We start from the raw sequence: 16,219 nt of genomic DNA, 5'->3' as shown, positions 1-16,219 counted from the left end.
GTCACACCACCCTGAACGAGTTCTTGTTGGTTTCCTCGACGTCGTCGACGTTGGTCTGGATCACGTCGATCGTGCCCTCGACCTTGCGCAGCACCTTCTCGGCCGCGTCGAACTCCTGGGCGCCCGCCTGGTCCAGTGCGGTGACGGCACTCGCGAGAGATCCGGAAGATCCGAGTTTTCCAAAGATGTCCGGATTGCCGTACTGGTTGGAAAAGCCGTCACCGATCGCGCCGAATTGCCCGGCCTGACTGCTCACGGTGGTGCGGCACTGTTCCATGGCTTCGCTGTTGAACTTCGCCACAGCCATGCGCACGTACCCCCTCGACGTCCCTCGAGACCATAGAACGAATTGTGCCGAGCACGACGCCGATTCGCTCTTTCGGAGACGACGGTGCCCGCCCGCGAAGATTCGACGGGCGGGCACGGCCGGAGGTTCCGCGTTCAGACTTCTTCGAGCAGCTCCCAGATCGACCCGGCGAGCCGGTGGTTGTCGACCGGCGTGATCGTGCACCACTTGCGGCCGTCGCTGCTCGGCTTGAGCTGGCGGAGATAACGCCCGTTGTGCGTGTCGTGGAAGGAGACGACCCGGCCGGCGCGCTGCCCGTTGCGCTGCACGCCGAACTGACCGCGCGTGGAGATGCCGTCGAGCATGCCGGCGAGCTCCTGGGCGTCGCCGAGGCGCAACCCCTGGCGCTCCAACGCGGTGATCATGCGCTGGGCGTCGAGCCCGACGTTCTTCGCCGCCGCCACGAGGTCGTCGTAGGGCAGGCTGATCGAGCGCCCGAACCCGGCGGGCATCTCACCGGCGACCGACACCGCGGCCTCGGCGAGCGCGGTGCCGCGGGCCTGGATCAGCCACACCTCGTCGCGGTCGTGCACGGCGAGGATCGCCTCGTCGCCGATGGCCGCGGCGAGCCCCTTGATCTCCCGGTCGGCCCAGATCCACAGGTCGACGGCCACCTGGTGGTTGCCGAGCAGCGCGAACCAGTCCGCGAGCTCGGGCGAGACCCGCCCGTTGCGGGCCAGGTCGCGCGACTCCAGCGACTCCCAGGCCCGCTTCACCACCTCCGCCTTCTCGGTGTGGGTGGTGGACGGGATCCGGGTGTCCAGCACGACGTGCGCGGCCGGGAGGCGTTGCGCCTCCCAGACCACGGCGAACTCCACTGCGGACAGAACCACGGAAGCGGGTGAGCTCAAGGTCTTACTGGTCCTTCGGGTCTTCGCCGATGACGGACTGGACGACCATCCGGTCGTCGCCGAACATCTCGTCGGAGTCGACGCCGTACTTGCGCACGTGCTCGCCGTCCTCCTCGCCCTCGCCCCTGGCGGCACTGGCGGCCGGCGACATGAGCGACCCGGCGCCCTTGCCCCCCACGCCACCACGACCCGCAGCAGCGGCACCAGACCGGTTGGCCTCGGGCCCGACACCACTGGCACCACCGGGCGTCATCGCGCCACCGGGCCCCTTGCCCGCGGCACCCGCGCCACCACCGGCTCCGCCACCACCGCCCTTGCCCGCACCGATGGTGCTGGGCGCACCCTTCGGACCGGCGGGCGCGATGGGCGTCTTCGGCGCCTGGCTGGGCCCACGCCCACCACCGACGACCGTCGGGGGACGAGCGCCACCGGTCGCACCGGCCAGCCCACTCGCACCCGTGGCCAGGGCGGTGGTCAGCGCCGACGGAACCGGAATCGGCTTCGGCAGGCCACCGGGACCGGTCGGAACGCCGCCGGGGGTGATGCCGGGCAGGATGCCGGTGGAGTTGCCGGGCACGCCGCCGCCGGGGGTGATGCCGGGGGTCGCGCCGAGCGGGACACCGGGCGAGCCGGGGCTGCCGGGCGAGCCGGTGAAGCCGGGTCCGCCTGGGACACCGGGCGCGCCGACCTGCGGCTGACCGACCGGGGTGCCCACGGGCGTAGCCACGGCACCGCTGGTCACGATGATGTCGGGGGCCTTGTCGGGCGCGCGGAAGCCGTCGAGGGAGCCCTGGCTGTTGGAGACGTAGCCGGTGAGGCTGTCGATGGCCTGCTGACGCGCCTGGTTGGTCTGCGCGACCTCGGCGGCGTGGTCGGTCTCGATGCCGACGAAGCCCGCGACCTTGTCGCCGAAGTTCTGCTGGGTGTCGCCGCGCAGGTCCTGGGCGGGAGGGGTGCTGTAGCGGGCGGTGCTGGTGCTCTCACCCTGCTGCGTCATGGCCTGGGAGTTCTGGTCCGACGCCTGGCTGCTGTCGTCAGCGCCTTTGGCGATCACATCGGTCTTCTGCCGACCCTTTTCGGCCGCAGTGCCGCCCCAGTCGATTTCCAGCTTCTTCAGCTCGGCCTGGATCGTCTTGTCGACGGAGTCCAGCGTGCCCGCCAGCTCGCGCAGTGCCGCCGAGGCCTCACCGAACTTGGTGGCCGCCGTGGTGCCCGAGAGCTTCTGGACCTCGTTCGCGAGATCCTGGTTGGACCAGCCGTCGAAGTTCCAGTCAGTGAGCTGCCGATATCCCGACATGGCTCCCCCTCACTTCAATGTCTTGAGCGTCGCGAGCGCGAGACCGGCGGCCTTCTCGGCCTTTTCGCACAGCACCGCCTGGTCTTTTTCACCGGTCGTCATCGGGATGTAACTGACCATCAGCTGTTGACCGTCGGCGACGTCGACCGAGATCGAGCAGTCGAATCCGCTTCCACCGGACAACTCGATCTTCACGGCACCGTAGTCGGCGACCTTGACGACCTTGGTCGTCACGTTCCCGGCGCCCTTCAGCCAGTAGGAGACACCGTCGTGTGTCACCGCGCCCACTGCGTAGATGTAACGGGCCTCGTTCGAATAATGGCAGGCAGGTGACTGCTTCCCATCAACGAGATCCAGGTTCTCCGGCTGCGAGGACAGAACGCTGATCTGCTTCATCTGGTCTTCGGTCAGCAGCTTGCAGGTGTCCACCGAGTCCAGCTGCAAGCTCTTCGGCCGCGCCGGAACCTCGTTCGACTGATCACTTCCGGTCGTACCGGCCGTCGGCGAGGCAGGCGTGGGATTGCCCTTCTCGCCACCGGTCGTGCAAGCCGAAAGAGCCGCCACGCACACGATCGCGGCAGCCGTCTTGGAGATGCGCATGGTCATACTTTCAGCCTGAACGAGTTCATGATCTCTTCATCGGTGTAGCCGTACTGCTTCGCCGATTCCCTCAGCTGATCAGAAAGGCCTTCCAGTGCCTTCATGTACTGCTGGATCCGGTTGACGTAAGAGTCTTCGCTGAACACAAGGCGGTCATTCCAGGCATTAACGACGTCAGAGGTGACCTTGCCGTCCATCGAGACGATTCGCAGCTTGGCCGAGGTGCGCCCCAGAGCATCCTTGAGGAGCAACAACTGGTCGTGGATGACCTTCCCCGCTTTCAGGACGGTGTCTTTCTCCACGTGGAACTGCTGAGTCGACGGACCCGCCGACAGCTTGTCCATCACCGCCGACGCCGCCTGGAAGGCGCCCACCGCACCGGCCAACGCGCCACCAGCCAGTCCCGCAGCGGCACCGAGAACGGCATCCGCCCCCGCGTTCTCCTGTGTCACGACGTCCTACCCCCGTACGGTCGGTAACGGTTCGGTCCCACTTCGCAGGTTACCAACGCCTGCGTGATGCGGACCTGTGGTTGGACGAACTCCACCCGTCGTCGGTTCCACGTCACTCCGAGGGCCGATCGGACCGGGCACGGGAAGTCGGGTGCCGGGCGAAGAGGGCCCATAGCGTTGGGCACGTGCTGGAACGACTCAACGAAGCCATGGCCCGCATCGAGGACGACCTCGGTGGTGAGGTCGACGTCAAGCAGCTCGCCCGGATCGCCGGGACCAGCGAGTACCACTTCCGGCGGATGTTCAGCGCGCTGGCCGGGTTGCCGCTGAGCGAGTACGTGCGGCGGCGGAGGCTCACCAGGGCCGCCGGGGAGGTCCTCAGTGGACAGGACTCGCTGCTCGACGTCGCCGTCCGGTGGGGTTACGGGTCCAACGAGGCCTTCGCGCGGGCGTTCCGGGCCATGCACGGGGTCAACCCGCAGGAGGCCCGTGTGCAGAGGAAACCGTTGCAGTCACAGCAGATTCTCACGTTCAGGCTGGTTGTCGAAGGGAGCACGAGCATGGAGTACCGGATCGTGGAGAAGGACGAGTTCCGGGTCGTCGGGCGGGGGACGCGGGTGCCGTTGGTGCACCTCGGGCAGAACCCCGCGATCGTCGAGTTCGTCAAGGGCATCGGGATGCCGGCGCTCGAGCGGATGAAGGAGCTGAGCGACGGGGAGCCGGGCGGGTTGCTGGCGCTCACGTTCAACCAGGAGGGGGTCGAGGAGGGTGACCACCTCGACTACTTCCAGGGCGTGGTGACCAGCAGGGACGCGCCGGAGGACATGGAGACCATGACGGTGCCCCAGAACACGTGGGCGGTCTTCACGACCGAGGGCCCCTATCCGGAGACGATCCAGTACATGTGGCGGGACGTCTACACGCAGTGGTTCCCGTCGAACAGCTACCAGAGCGTCGAGGGACCGTCGATGTTGCGCACGGAGATCGACGGCGACACGGCGCGAGCGGAGTTGTGGATCCCGGTCACCAGCTGAGCGCGAGGCGCTCGGTCACGTCGCGCAGTTCCAGGACCGAGAGCCAGGAAGCGGGAATCACACCGGCACCGTCCCGGGCGCCCAGGATGTTGCCGCAGATCGACCCCGTCGAGTCCGAGTCACCGGAGTGGTTGACGGCCAGCCTCACGGCCGACGGGAAGTCCGCACCGACGAGGGCGGCGTGCAGGCCGATGGCCAGGGCCTCCTCGCCGACCCAGCCCCCGCCCAGCGAGGACTCGATCTCCTCGGGGCTCAGCGGGCCGAGGCCCACCACCTTGTCCAGCAGGGTGGTCTGCTCCTCGTGGCCGTCCCAGCGGACGAGCTCCGCGCGGGACACCGCGACGGCGGTGAGGAGGTCCGCGCCGTCGAACAGCGCGCGGACGATCACCGCGAGCACCCCGGCCGACAGGTAGCCGCTCGGGTGGTGGTGCGTCATCCGGGCCGTGCCGACGGCCAGGTCGAACACCTCGCGGACGTCGCTCGACCACGCCGCGACGGGGGCCGCGCGCATCACGCCGCCGCAGCCCTTCGAGTCGTTCTTCTCGTTGTGCCGCAACGCGGTCAGGCACGTGTGGCCCGGCGCCCGCCGCGAGTGCAGGCGCCGGTCCGACATCAGCCAGCCGTCGTCGGGAACCTCGGGGCCGCCCTGCGTGTGCAGCCAGCGCGCGTAAGCGGCCCGCACGGTCGGCAGCGGGTCGACGCCGCGCTGACGGGCCAGCAGCAGGCCCTCCAGCGTGAACAGCACCATCTGGGTGTCGTCGGTGATCTCCAGCAACGGGAGGTCCACCACGCCGTCGGGGCCGTACAGGCGCCGGATCACGTCGATCGACGAGAACTCGATCGGCGCTCCCATGGCGTCGCCCACGGCCCCGCCCAGCAGACACCCGAGGAGGTTCACGGCAGCGCGATCTTGCCGTCGATCGCCTTCTGGGCGATGTCCGAACGGTGGTGCGAGCCGGTCAGGTGGATCTCCTCGACCCGCTTGTAGGCGCGGTCACGGGCCTTCGACAGCGACTTGCCGGTGCCCACGACCGACAGCACGCGGCCGCCGGCCGACACGACCGCCCCGTCCTCACGGCGGCGCGTGCCCGCGTGCAGCACGCCCTCGGCCTCGGAGCCGGTGATCACGTCACCGGTGCGCGGGCGGTTCGGGTAGCCCTCGGCGGCGACCACGATCGTCACGGCGTAGCCGTTCTCCCACTCCAGGGCCGGCAACTCCGCCAGGGTCCCGTTGGCGGCCGCCAGGAAGAGCGCCGAGATCGGCGACTTCAGCAGGGCCAGGACCGACTGCGTCTCCGGGTCGCCGAAGCGGCAGTTGAACTCGATCACCTGCACGCCGTTCGACGTCAGCGCCAGACCCGCGTACAGCAGGCCGGAGAACGGCGTCTCGCGGGCGCGCAGCTCGTCGACGACCGGCTGCACGCACCGCGTCACGATCTCCTCGACGAGTCCGTCCGGCGCCCACGGCAGCGGCGCGTACGCACCCATGCCGCCGGTGTTCGGGCCCGCGTCGCCGTCGCCCACGCGCTTGAAGTCCTGCGCGGGGATCAGCGGCACGACCGAGACGCCGTCGGTGACGCAGAACAGCGACACCTCGGGGCCGTCCAGGAAGGACTCGAGCAGCACCGGGTGGCCGCCGTCGAGCAGCGTCATCGCGTGCGCGCGGGCGGCGGCCAGGTCGGACGTCACCACGACGCCCTTGCCGGCGGCCAGGCCGTCGTCCTTCACGACCCAGGTGGGGCCGAACCGGGCCAGGGCGGCGTCGAGGCGCGCCGGGTTGTCCACGACCTCGCTGTGCGCGGTCGGCACGCCCGCCGCGTTCATCACGTCCTTGGCGAACGCCTTGGACCCCTCGATGCAGGCAGCGGCCTTGGACGGGCCGAAGCACAGGACGCCGAGGGCGCGGACGGCGTCGGCGGCCCCGACGACCAGCGGTTGTTCGGGGCCGATGACGACGAGGTCGGCCTTCCACTCCTTCGCGAGGGTGGCGACCGCCGAGGCATCCGCGACGTCGACGCCGTAGATCTCGGCGTGTCCCGCGATTCCCGCGTTGCCCGGCGCGCACGCCAAAGCAGTCAGCTGCGGGTCGCGTGACAACGCGAGGACAAGGGCATGCTCACGGGCTCCAGACCCGATGACCAGGACGCGCACGGTGCCTGAGCGTAGTTCAGCCGAGCGCCTGCTTCGCCCCTGGGTGCAGCGGAACGGGGTCGGTGGCCGAGGCCTTGTCCTTCGCGATGTCCTTCACGGCCGGGTGAACCTTCTCCAGGTCAGCCTTCTTGTCGAAGAGCAGCTTGGTCACCGCGCAGGCGTTGTTCGCCGCGAAGTCCTCGCGCACGAGCAGCATGTTCGGCACCACGATCGTGGACACCTCGGCCACGCCGTAGGTCGCGGCCGGGATCGGCGCGGTGTCGTAGACCGGGCTGATCTTCTTCATCTCCGGCAGCAGCGGGGTGATGTCGACGAACTTCACCCGGTCCTTCATGGACGTGGTGATGTCCGTGATCTGCGGCGTGGGCAGGCCGCCGGACCAGATCAGGCCGTCGATGCTGCCGTCCTTCATCCCGTCCGCGGTCTTGGTGAGGTCGAGGCGCTGGGCGGCGACGTCCGAGTCGATGTTCAGCCCCGCCGACTTCAGCAGGCGGCCCGCGATGACCTCCGTGCCGGACTTCGGCGACCCGGTCGAGATCCGCTTGCCCTTCATGTCCGCCACCGAGTTGATCCCGGAGTCGGCCCGGACGAGCACCTGCGTGTAGTTCGGGTAGATCCGCGACAGCGCCGCGACCTTCTCCTTCTTGCCGTTGAACGCGCCCGTGCCGTTCACGGCGTCCGCGGCCGTGTCGGCCAGCGAGAACGCGATGTCGTACGTGCCGCTGACGAGCTGCTGGATGTTCTGCACGGACGCGCCGGTCTCGGCCGACGACGCCTTCAGCTTCGAGTTGTCGCTGATCAGCTTGGCGAGGCCGCCGCCGACCACGAAGTACACGCCACCGGAGTTGCCGGTCGCGATCGTGATCCGGCCGTCGGAGGCCTCGCAGGACGCGCCGCCGCCCGACGCGTCCGGGGTCGTGGGCGTGCGTTTGCCGCCGCACCCGGACACCACGAGCGCCAAGGCGACCGCACCGATCGCGCACTTACGCAACTGCATCGCGAACCCTCCCACGGGTGACCAGGTGGACCGCCACGGCCACCACGAGGAATCCGGCCCCGATGGCGATCGTCAACGGCTGCAGGTAGAGCAGGAACAACGCCGCCGGCACGCACAACACGCGTTCCGGCCAGCGCGCGGGACCGAACAACCAGCCGCCCGTCAGCACGGCGAGGGCGGCGACCCCCAGTGCGGACGCACCGAACGTCCACACCGAGTCGAGCAACGGCCCGCGCAGCAGCAGCGCGGAACCGGAATCCGTGAGCACGAACGCCAGCGGCACGAGGAACGCCGGCAGCGTGTACTTCCACGTCTGCCACATCGTCTTCATGACGTCGCCACCGGTCAGCGCCGCGGCGGCGACGGCGGCGAGCGCGGTCGGCGGCGTCACCTCGGACAGCACCGCGTAGTAGAAGATGAACATCGCGGTCTCGGCCGGTTCGACGCCGAGCGTGATCAACGCCGGTCCGATGATGACCCACGAGATGATGAACGACGCCGTCACCGGCACCGCCAGGCCCAGCACCGACACGGCGACGGCCGCGAACACCGCCGTCAGCATCAAGATCACGACAGGGGACGACGCCAGCGCCGTGGCCCAGCCCACCAACGCTCCCGCAAACGCTTGCCCCAGGCCGGTCTTGGTGATCGTCGAGGTCACGACCCCGGCCGCGGCGCACACCGCGATCACCGGGAACGCCGAGCGCACGCCGGCCGACAGCGCGTCCGCGACGAGCCGGAACCAGTCGCGCCGGTGGTTGATCAGCGCGAACAGCGCGGCGACACCGGTCGCGTAGACGACCGCCTTGTAGACCGGGACGTCCAGCACCAGGAACACGATGATGATCCCGAGCGACAGGAAGTGGTACCAGCCGAGCTTGAGCACGTCGAAGAACCGCGGCGCGTCCACGTCGACCGGCTTGGCCCCGAACCGCCGCGCGTCGGCCTCCACCGCCAGCGCGATGCCGAGGTAGTAGAGCAGCGTCGGGATGATCGCCCAGACCAGCACCTCCAGGTACGAGACCTCCAGGTACTCGGCGATGATGAACGCCGCCGCGCCGAGCGTGGGCGGCGACAGGATCGCGCCGATGCCGGACGCGGCGAGCAGCCCGCCCGCGTTCTCCTTGGGGTACCCGGCCTTCTGCAGCATCGGCCACGTCACGGCGCCCAGCGACACCGTGGTCGCCGTGCCGGAACCCGAGACCGTGCCCAGCAGGAAGCCCGCCGTCGCTGCGGTGCGACCGGGAGCGGTCCGCGACTTGCGGAACGCGGCGAAGCTCACGTCCACGAAGAACTTGCCCGCCCCGGAGGCGTTCAGCACCGCGCCGTAGATCGTGAAGAGCACGATGTAGGTCGCGGCGACGTCCAGGGGGATGCCGTAGAACCCGCTGGAGTCGTTGAAGTACCCGTTGATGATCTGCGAGAAGTCGACGCCGGAGTGCGCGATCGACCACGACGGCGGCAGGAACCCGCCGTAGTAGGCGTAGGCGAGGAACGCCAGGCACACCACGGGGAGCACCCACCCGGTCGTGCGCCGGCAGGCCTCCAGGATCAGCACGAGCAGCACCGCGCCCGCCACGACGTCCAGCGTCGTCAGCTGGCCCTGCCGGTTCAGGAACTCGTCATAGCCCCCGAAGAGCGGGTAGGAGGCGACGACGAACGCCAGCAGCGCCAGCAACCAGTCCCACCACGGCGGCGTGTGCCCGCGGCCGTAGGACAGGAACACGAGCGGCAGCGTCACCGCCAGGAAGATGATCAGGTAGTACTGGCTCCCCTTGGCGAACGGGAGGAACACCTGCTTCAGCACGAGGAGCGCGATCAGCAGACCGGCGATCCACAGCGCCCGCTCCCACCGGGGTGAGAGCGAGCGCGACGGCATCTCCTCGTCGTGCTCCGCGACGATGCGGGCGAGGTCCGGGTTGGCCACGGACCGACCGTACTGTGGGCGCGATCACAGCGGCAGGCGATCAATCCAAAGGGACTGCAAAGAACTTTCAGACGATCGCGGCGTCCACATGGCACCAGCGCCAGTCCTCGCCCGGCTCGAACGAGCGCATGACCGGGTGCCGGGACGCCTCGAAGTGCTTCGTCGCGTGCCTGCGGGGGCTGGAGTCACAGCACGCCACGTGCCCGCAGGACAGGCACATCCGCAGGTGGGCCCAGCTCTGCCGGCCCTCGGCGGCGCAGTCGGCACACCCCCCGGCGGAGTCCGGCGTCACTTCTCGGGGCAGGGCTGCCACGTGCGAACAGGTCATGGCTTCCCACAGTACGCAGAATGAGCGCATGGTCGGGCCTGAACTCCTGCTGCTGCTCCTCGGTGCGCTGGTCGTCACTGCCGTCGCGCGCCGGTTCAACCTGTCGTCACCGCTGGTGCTGGTCGCCGTCGGGCTCGTGGTCTCGTTCATACCGGGTGTGCCGGAGTTCGAGCTCGACCCGCACCTGATCCTGCTGGTCGTGCTGCCGCCGCTGCTCTACAGCGCGGCGCTCGACAGCTCGTACCTCAACATCCGCGCGAACCTGCGGCCGATCGGCCTGCTCGCGGTCGGGCTGGTGCTGTTCACGACGCTCGTCGTCGGCGTGACGGCGAAACTGGTGTTCCCGGACCTGCCGTTCGCCGCGGCGCTGGTCCTGGGAGCGGTCGTCGCCCCGCCGGACGCCGTCGCCGCGGTCGCGATCGGCCGCAAGCTCGGGCTGCAACGCCGCGCGATGACGTTGCTGGTCGGCGAGAGCCTGATCAACGACGCCACGGCGCTGACGGCGTTCAAGGTCGCGGTGGCGGCAGCCGCGGGCGCCGCCATGCACCCCGTGGAGGGCGTGGGCCTGTTCCTGCTCGTCACGGCCGGCGGCATCGCGGTCGGCCTGGTCGTCGGCGTGGTGGTCCGGTTCCTGCGCCGGCGGCTCTGCGAGGGGGTGCTGGAGAGCGCGCTGGGGCTGCTGGTGCCGTTCGGCGCCTACCTCGTCGCCGAGGAGGTCGCCCACGTCTCGGGCGTGCTCGCGGTCGTCGTCGCCGGCCTGTACGTCGGCCACCACTCGCCGCGCGGCAAGTACTCGACGCGGCTGCAGGACGCGGCGGTCTGGAAGGCCCTGGACGCCCTGCTGGAGGCGTTCGTCTTCGCGCTCATCGGGCTGCAGGTGTCCGCGATCATCCGCGACGTCGAGCTGGACACCGCCCTGCTGCTCGGCGCCGGGGCCGTGCTGCTCGCGACGATCCTCGCCCGGTTCGTCTGGATGTACCCGGCCACGTACATCCCCCGCTACCTGTCGAAACGCCTGCGCGAACGGGAGAAGCCGCCGCACCTCGGCCAGGTCACGGTCATCGCGTGGGCCGGCATGCGCGGCGTGGTGACGCTGGCGGCCGCCGCGGCGATCCCGGAGAACGTGCCGGGACGCGACGTCATCCTGTTCTGCGCCTTCGTGGTCACGGTCGCCACGCTGCTGCTGCAGGGCCTGACGTTGCCCTGGATCATCAACAAGATCGGCTTCGAGGGCGACGACGCGCGCCAGGACGCGCTGACCGAGGCCCAGGTGCAGCACCGGGCCGCGCAGGCGGCGGTGACCAGGCTCGACGAGGAGGTCGACGACACCCCGGACCACGTGCGCGACCAGCTGCGCTCGCTCGCCGAGCACCGGGGCAACGCCGCGTGGGAACGGCTCGGGCGGCAGGAGGAGGAGAGCCCGGCGGCCGCGTACCGCAGGCTGCGCCGGGTGATGCTCGCCGCCGAACGCGACGAGTTCGTCAAGGCCAGGGACAACGGTGAGATCGATGACGAGGTGCTGTTCCGGGTGATGCGCGAGCTGGACCTGGAGGAAGCCGCACTGTCCCGTGAATAGCCGTTCACCTGCATTTCGTGTTGCGATGCTTGGGTGCGCTTCCAACGTGAAATGGGAGGTCGAACGATGCTTCGGAGAGGTCTCGCCGCCGTGGTGCTCGTGTTCGCGGGCGCGGTCGTGGCAACCCTGCCCTCCGCCTCGGCACACGACGACAAGGGCCCGATCGTCATCGGGCACCGCGGCGCGTCGGCGTACCGGCCCGAGCACACGCTCGCGGCCTACGAGCTCGCGGCGCGGACGGGCGCCGACTTCATCGAGCCGGACCTGGTGCCGACGAAGGACGGCAAGCTCGTCGCCCGGCACGAGAACGAGATCAGCGGCACCACGAACGTCGACACCAAACCCGAGTTCGCCGGGCGCAGGACGACCAAGACGATCGACGGGGTCGCGATCACCGGCTGGTTCACCGAGGACTTCACCCTCGCCGAGCTGAAAACGTTGCGCGCCAAGGAACGCATCCCCGCGATCCGCCCGCGCAACACGCTCTACGACGGCCGCTTCGAGATCCCGACGTTCCAGGAGGTCATCGATCTCTCGAAGCGCCTGTCCCGCGAGCTGCACCGCGAGATCGGCCTCTACCCGGAGACCAAGCACCCGACGTACTTCCAGTCGATCGGTCTCGCGCTGGAGCCGAAGCTCGTCGACCTGCTGAACCGCAACGGCCTGAACCGGAGCAGCGCCAAGGTCTACGTGCAGTCGTTCGAGGTCGCGAACCTCAAGCAGCTCAACCGGTCGCTGCGGGTGCCGATCGTCCAGCTCGTCAACGGTTCGGGCGCGCCCTACGACTTCGTGGTGGCCGGTGACCAGCGCACCTACGCCGACCTGGTCACCCCGGCGGGCCTGCGGGAGGTGCGCGGCTACGCGGACGGCGTCGGCCTCACCAAGGACCTCATCATCCCCCGTGACGCCAACGGGTTCCTGAAGGCGCCGACGACCGTGGTCGGGGACGCGCACAAGGCCGGGCTGATCGTGCACTCGTGGACGTTCCGCAACGAGAACTCGTTCCTGCCGGCCGACTTCCGGTCCTCGACCGACCCGGCCGCGTACGGCCGGGCCTTCGAGGAGTACGAGCTCTTCTTCAAGCAGGGCATCGACGGCGTGTTCGCGGACAACCCCGACACGGCCGTCGAGGCCAAGGTCAGGCGCTAGTCGCGACGAGCGTGCGGTCCCCGCCGAGCAGCCCGCGCTGCTTCAGCAGGGGCCGCACGCCCTCGCCGAACCAGTACGCCTCCTCCAGGTGCGGGTAGCCGGAGAGCACGAACTCCTCGATGCCGACGGAGTGGTACTCCTCGACCAGGTCCGCGACCTCGGAGTGCGAGCCCACCAACGCCGTGCCGGCTCCACCGCGGACCAGGCCGACACCGGCCCACAGGTTCGGGTGGATCTCCAGCCCGCGCACGCCACGGCTGAGGTCGCCGCCGTGCAGCGCCACCATCCGTTGCTGCCCAACGGATTCCGACGCACCCAGCTGGGCCTGCGCCTTCGCCACCGACTCGGGGTCGAGCGCGTCGAGCAGCTTCGCCGCCGCCTCCCACGCCTCGGCCGAGGTGTCCCGGCTGATGGTGTGCAGCCGGATGCCGAACCGGATCGGCCGGTCCGTCAGCGCCCGCACGCGCGCGATCTTCGCGGCCACGTCGGCGGGCGGCTCGCCCCAGGTCAGGTAGACGTCGGCACGGGCGGCGGCCACCGGCAGCGCGGCGTCGGACGACCCACCGAAGTAGATCGGCGGCACCGGGTCCGGCGCGGCCAGCACCGTCGCGTCCTGCACCCGGTAGTGCTCGCCGTGGAACGAGTACGGCTCGCCGGTCCAGATGCCGCGCACGACCTGGAGGAACTCGTCGGTGCGCGAGTAGCGCTGGTCGTGGTCGAGCCAGTCGCCGAACCGCCGCTGCTCGACGGAGTCGCCGCCGGTCACGACGTTCAGCAGCAACCGGCCGCGCGAGATCCGCTGGTAGGTCGCGGCCATCTGCGCCGCGAGCGTCGGCGACAGCACACCGGGCCGGAACGCCACGAGGAACTTGAGCGTCTTCGTCTGCGCGATCAGCGCGGACGTGGTCAGCCACGCGTCCTCGCACCACGTCCCGGTCGGCGTGAGCACGCCGGTGAACCCGACCTGCTCGGCCGTGCGCGCGATCTGCGCCAGGTAGTCGATGTCCGGTTCCCGCCGCGCACCCGCGGCCGGTGCGCGGTTGGCGTGGAAGTGCTCCACGACCGTGCGCCCGTCGCCGGAGGTCGGCAGGAACCAGTGCAGCGTGATGCTCATGCGAGATCTCCCTGGAACCTCGTGTCGACGAACTTCGCGAAGTCGACCTTGCCGGGCAGCGTCCTGTCCTCGGTGAACGCGTCGGCGAGCTCCTGCTCGGACTTGATCACCGTGTCGTCGAGCTTCACCACCTTGTCGCCGTTGCGCTGCACGGCGGCCAGGGCGACGTCGTACTTCAGCCCGGTCTCCGCGGCCCACGCCTTCGCCCACTCCTCGCGGTGCGTGTCGGCCCACTTCTGCGCCTTGTAGTAGCGGACCAGGTACTCCTTGATCGCCGGGTTCTTCCCGTTGTCGTCCAACGCCTTGCGGCCCGCGACCTGGAAGCCGTAGCCGTTCGACCTGCCCTCCCCGGTGGTGAGCACGCGGGCCTTGGCCTCCTGCTGCGCCTGCGCGGTGTAGGGGTCCCACACGGCCCAGGCGTCGACCTTGCCCTGGGTGAACGCGCCGTAGGCGTCGGCGGGCTGCAGGAAGTTGAGCGTCACGTCCTTGGTCGTGAGACCGGCGGACCGCAGGGTGAGCAGGACCTGGCCGTGCGCCGAGCTTCCCTTGGCCACCGCGATGTTCTTGCCGCGGAGGTCGGCGACCGACCGCAGCGGCGAGCTCTCGGGAACGAGGATCGCGTCGGCCTCGACCTGGCCCTGGGACACGCCGACCGCGGCGATCCTGGCGTTCGCGGCGGCGGCGAAGATCGGTGGGGTGTTGCCGACGGCGCCGATGTCGATCGCACCGGCGGAGGCGGCCTCCAGCAGCGGCGGCCCGGACGTGAAGGTCGACCACTCGATCTTGTAGGGGAAGTCGTTCAGCAACCCCGCGGCGGTCAGCACGGACTTCGCGCCGCCCTTCTGGTCGCCGACCTTGAGCACGACCTCACCGGCCGGGGTGTCCTGCGCGGCGGCCGAACACCCGGTCGTGAACAGGATCGCCGCGAGCAGGGCGAGCAGACTTCGGCTAGGCAGCTGTTTCAACATCCACTCCCAGGTCGGCGAGCACGCGGGCGCGTTGCTCCACGATCGAGGCCCGGCGGCGCGGGCGGGGCAGGTCGACGTGGTGCGTGGCGACGATCCGGCCCTCGTCGAGCACGAGGATCCGGTCGGCCAGCAGCAACGCCTCGTCGACGTCGTGCGTGACGAGCAGCACCGCGGGCCGGTGCCGGGCCCACAGGTCTTCCACCAGGTGGTGCATGGCGAGCCGGGTCAACGCGTCCAGCGCGCCGAACGGTTCGTCGAGCAGCAGCACGTCCGGTTCGCGGACCAGCGCCCTCGCGAGCGAGACCCGTTGCGCCTCACCGCCGGAGAGCGTGAGCGGCCACGCGTCGGCGTGACCGGCCAGCCGCACCTCTTCCAGTGCCTTCAACGCGATCTCGCGGCCGTCCGGCCGGTGCAGGCCGAGGACGATGTTGCGCCAGACCTTGCGCCACGGCAGCAGCCGCGGCTGCTGGAACGCGATCGACACCGTGCCGTCGATCCGCGCCTGCCCGGTGACCTCGCGGTCCAGGCCCGCGAGGATGCGCAGCAGCGTCGACTTGCCGCAGCCGCTGCGGCCGAGCAGCGCGACGAACTCGCCGGGAGCGATCTCCAGGTCCACGTCGTGCAGGACGGTCCGCGCGCCGAAGTCCTTGCGCAGTCCGCGAACGGTCACCGGGCCCGCCATCGCAGCACCCTCCTCTCGAGCAGGCGCACCAGCGCGTCGGTGGACAGGCCCAGCAGCGCGTAGACCACGAGGCCGACGACCACGACGTCGGTGCGCAGGAACTCACGGGCGTTGTTGATCAGGAACCCCAGGCCGGAGTCGGCGTTGACCTGCTCGCCGACGATGAGCGACAACCAGGCGGTGCCGAGCGCGATCCGCAGTCCCACCAGGGATTGCGGCACGGCGGACGGCAGCACGACGTGCGCGATGCGCTCGTAGCGGCTGTAGCCCAGGGCGCGGGCGGCCTCGACCAGGCCGGGGTCGGTCTGGCGGATTCCGGCGTGCAGGTTGAGGTAGAGCGGGAACGCGACACCGGCCGCGACGAGCGCGAGCTTCGGTTCCTCGCCGATGCCGAACCACAGGATGAACAACGGGATCAGGCCGAGGTGCGGGAGCGTCCGCAGCATCTGCACGGGCGGGTCCAGCAGCGTCTCGCCCCACCGGGAAAGGCCGGAGACGAGACCGAGGGCGACGCCGACCACGCCGCCGATCAGGAATCCGAAGAATACGCGGCCCAGCGACACGAGAAATGCGTCGACCAATTGACCGTCGGCGATCAGCTCACCGGCGGACTGCGCGACCGTCAGCGGAGAAGCGAGTTTCTCCGGCGACAGCACACCTGTCGAGCTGGCGGTTTGCCACAGCAGGACCAACGCCACCGGGCTGATCCAGCGCACCGGGAGCGTGGTTTTCCGAACAAGCGAAAGG

17 protein-coding genes are annotated in these 16,219 nt (G+C 69.7%); 3 read left to right on the top strand and 14 right to left on the bottom strand.

From position 1 onward, the window contains the following. Nucleotide 1: 1 nt before the first annotated feature. The 5 genes from ACFWGZ_RS03910 to ACFWGZ_RS03890 all read right to left on the bottom strand — a co-directional run bounded on the left by ACFWGZ_RS03910 (nucleotide 2) and on the right by ACFWGZ_RS03890 (nucleotide 3,546). Entirely contained in the window at nucleotides 2-307 is a 306-nt protein-coding gene (locus ACFWGZ_RS03910; protein WP_382449938.1) for a hypothetical protein, read from the bottom strand. Between the two features lie 134 nt (nucleotides 308-441). Next, nucleotides 442-1,197 carry an ESX secretion-associated protein EspG gene (locus ACFWGZ_RS03905; protein ID WP_382449937.1) on the bottom strand — a complete coding sequence of 252 codons (756 nt, stop codon included), beginning with the start codon at nucleotides 1,195-1,197 and terminating at the stop codon, nucleotides 442-444. A 4-nt stretch (nucleotides 1,198-1,201) separates the two neighbouring features. Then, nucleotides 1,202-2,494, bottom strand: coding sequence for a hypothetical protein (locus ACFWGZ_RS03900; protein ID WP_382449936.1), 1,293 nt, complete (start codon nucleotides 2,492-2,494; stop codon nucleotides 1,202-1,204). Nucleotides 2,495-2,503: 9 nt separating this feature from the next. After that, entirely contained in the window at nucleotides 2,504-3,094 is a 591-nt protein-coding gene (locus ACFWGZ_RS03895) for a DUF3558 domain-containing protein (RefSeq protein ID WP_382449935.1), read from the bottom strand. Nucleotides 3,095-3,096: 2 nt separating this feature from the next. Beyond that, nucleotides 3,097-3,546 (bottom strand): hypothetical protein, encoded by a 450-nt coding sequence (locus ACFWGZ_RS03890; protein WP_382449934.1) that lies wholly within the window; start codon nucleotides 3,544-3,546, stop codon nucleotides 3,097-3,099. A 185-nt stretch (nucleotides 3,547-3,731) separates the two neighbouring features. Between ACFWGZ_RS03890 and ACFWGZ_RS03885 the strand changes: the two genes are divergently transcribed. After that, nucleotides 3,732-4,580: a GyrI-like domain-containing protein gene (locus tag ACFWGZ_RS03885; protein ID WP_382449933.1), complete on the top strand. Its 849-nt coding sequence runs from the start codon at nucleotides 3,732-3,734 to the stop codon at nucleotides 4,578-4,580. Here the strand turns inward: ACFWGZ_RS03885 and ACFWGZ_RS03880 are convergent. The 5 genes from ACFWGZ_RS03880 to ACFWGZ_RS03860 form a co-directional block, all read right to left on the bottom strand. Further along, nucleotides 4,570-5,478 carry an ADP-ribosylglycohydrolase family protein gene (locus ACFWGZ_RS03880; protein ID WP_382449932.1) on the bottom strand — a complete coding sequence of 303 codons (909 nt, stop codon included), beginning with the start codon at nucleotides 5,476-5,478 and terminating at the stop codon, nucleotides 4,570-4,572. The two genes, ACFWGZ_RS03885 and ACFWGZ_RS03880, sit on opposite strands and share 11 nt — an antisense overlap. Continuing rightward, the gene (gene purD, locus ACFWGZ_RS03875) at nucleotides 5,475-6,731 is read right to left on the bottom strand and encodes a phosphoribosylamine--glycine ligase (protein WP_382449931.1); all 1,257 of its coding nucleotides are present in this window, start codon (nucleotides 6,729-6,731) and stop codon (nucleotides 5,475-5,477) included. The genes ACFWGZ_RS03880 and purD overlap by 4 nt, the downstream gene beginning before the upstream one ends. A 16-nt stretch (nucleotides 6,732-6,747) precedes the next feature. Continuing rightward, nucleotides 6,748-7,728: a TAXI family TRAP transporter solute-binding subunit gene (locus ACFWGZ_RS03870; RefSeq protein WP_382449930.1), complete on the bottom strand. Its 981-nt coding sequence runs from the start codon at nucleotides 7,726-7,728 to the stop codon at nucleotides 6,748-6,750. Beyond that, the gene (locus tag ACFWGZ_RS03865; RefSeq protein WP_382449961.1) at nucleotides 7,715-9,607 is read right to left on the bottom strand and encodes a TRAP transporter permease; all 1,893 of its coding nucleotides are present in this window, start codon (nucleotides 9,605-9,607) and stop codon (nucleotides 7,715-7,717) included. Before ACFWGZ_RS03865 ends, ACFWGZ_RS03870 begins: the two co-directional genes overlap by 14 nt. A gap of 115 nt (nucleotides 9,608-9,722) precedes the next feature. After that, nucleotides 9,723-9,983 (bottom strand): UBP-type zinc finger domain-containing protein, encoded by a 261-nt coding sequence (locus tag ACFWGZ_RS03860; protein ID WP_382449929.1) that lies wholly within the window; start codon nucleotides 9,981-9,983, stop codon nucleotides 9,723-9,725. Nucleotides 9,984-10,011: 28 nt separating this feature from the next. Between ACFWGZ_RS03860 and ACFWGZ_RS03855 the strand changes: the two genes are divergently transcribed. Further along, nucleotides 10,012-11,559, top strand: a complete 1,548-nt coding sequence (locus ACFWGZ_RS03855) for a Na+/H+ antiporter (RefSeq protein ID WP_382449928.1) — start codon at nucleotides 10,012-10,014, stop codon at nucleotides 11,557-11,559. A gap of 66 nt (nucleotides 11,560-11,625) precedes the next feature. Beyond that, complete coding sequence (locus tag ACFWGZ_RS03850; protein WP_382449927.1) at nucleotides 11,626-12,708, top strand: glycerophosphodiester phosphodiesterase; 1,083 nt, start codon at nucleotides 11,626-11,628, stop codon at nucleotides 12,706-12,708. Here ACFWGZ_RS03850 and ACFWGZ_RS03845 read toward each other — a convergent pair. From ACFWGZ_RS03845 to ACFWGZ_RS03830, 4 genes are read right to left on the bottom strand one after another with little or no spacing between them, the layout of a single operon-like run. Further along, nucleotides 12,698-13,822, bottom strand: a complete 1,125-nt coding sequence (locus tag ACFWGZ_RS03845; RefSeq protein WP_382449926.1) for an LLM class flavin-dependent oxidoreductase — start codon at nucleotides 13,820-13,822, stop codon at nucleotides 12,698-12,700. The two genes, ACFWGZ_RS03850 and ACFWGZ_RS03845, sit on opposite strands and share 11 nt — an antisense overlap. Then, nucleotides 13,819-14,778 carry an ABC transporter substrate-binding protein gene (locus ACFWGZ_RS03840; protein WP_382449960.1) on the bottom strand — a complete coding sequence of 320 codons (960 nt, stop codon included), beginning with the start codon at nucleotides 14,776-14,778 and terminating at the stop codon, nucleotides 13,819-13,821. The genes ACFWGZ_RS03845 and ACFWGZ_RS03840 overlap by 4 nt, the downstream gene beginning before the upstream one ends. Further along, on the bottom strand, nucleotides 14,771-15,472 hold the full coding sequence (locus tag ACFWGZ_RS03835; protein WP_382449925.1) for an ABC transporter ATP-binding protein: 702 nt from the start codon (nucleotides 15,470-15,472) through the stop codon (nucleotides 14,771-14,773). Before ACFWGZ_RS03835 ends, ACFWGZ_RS03840 begins: the two co-directional genes overlap by 8 nt. Continuing rightward, a complete protein-coding gene (locus ACFWGZ_RS03830; RefSeq protein ID WP_382449924.1) occupies nucleotides 15,457-16,188 on the bottom strand; it encodes an ABC transporter permease in 732 nt (243 codons plus the stop codon). Before ACFWGZ_RS03830 ends, ACFWGZ_RS03835 begins: the two co-directional genes overlap by 16 nt. Nucleotides 16,189-16,219 lie beyond the last annotated feature (31 nt).

The sequence above is a fragment of the Lentzea sp. NPDC060358 genome (genome assembly GCF_042725365.1).
Taxonomy (GTDB): Bacteria; Actinomycetota; Actinomycetes; order Mycobacteriales; family Pseudonocardiaceae; genus Lentzea.
The sequence above is the reverse complement of the archived record's forward strand: the minus strand, read 5'-3'. Positions and strand labels throughout refer to the sequence as shown.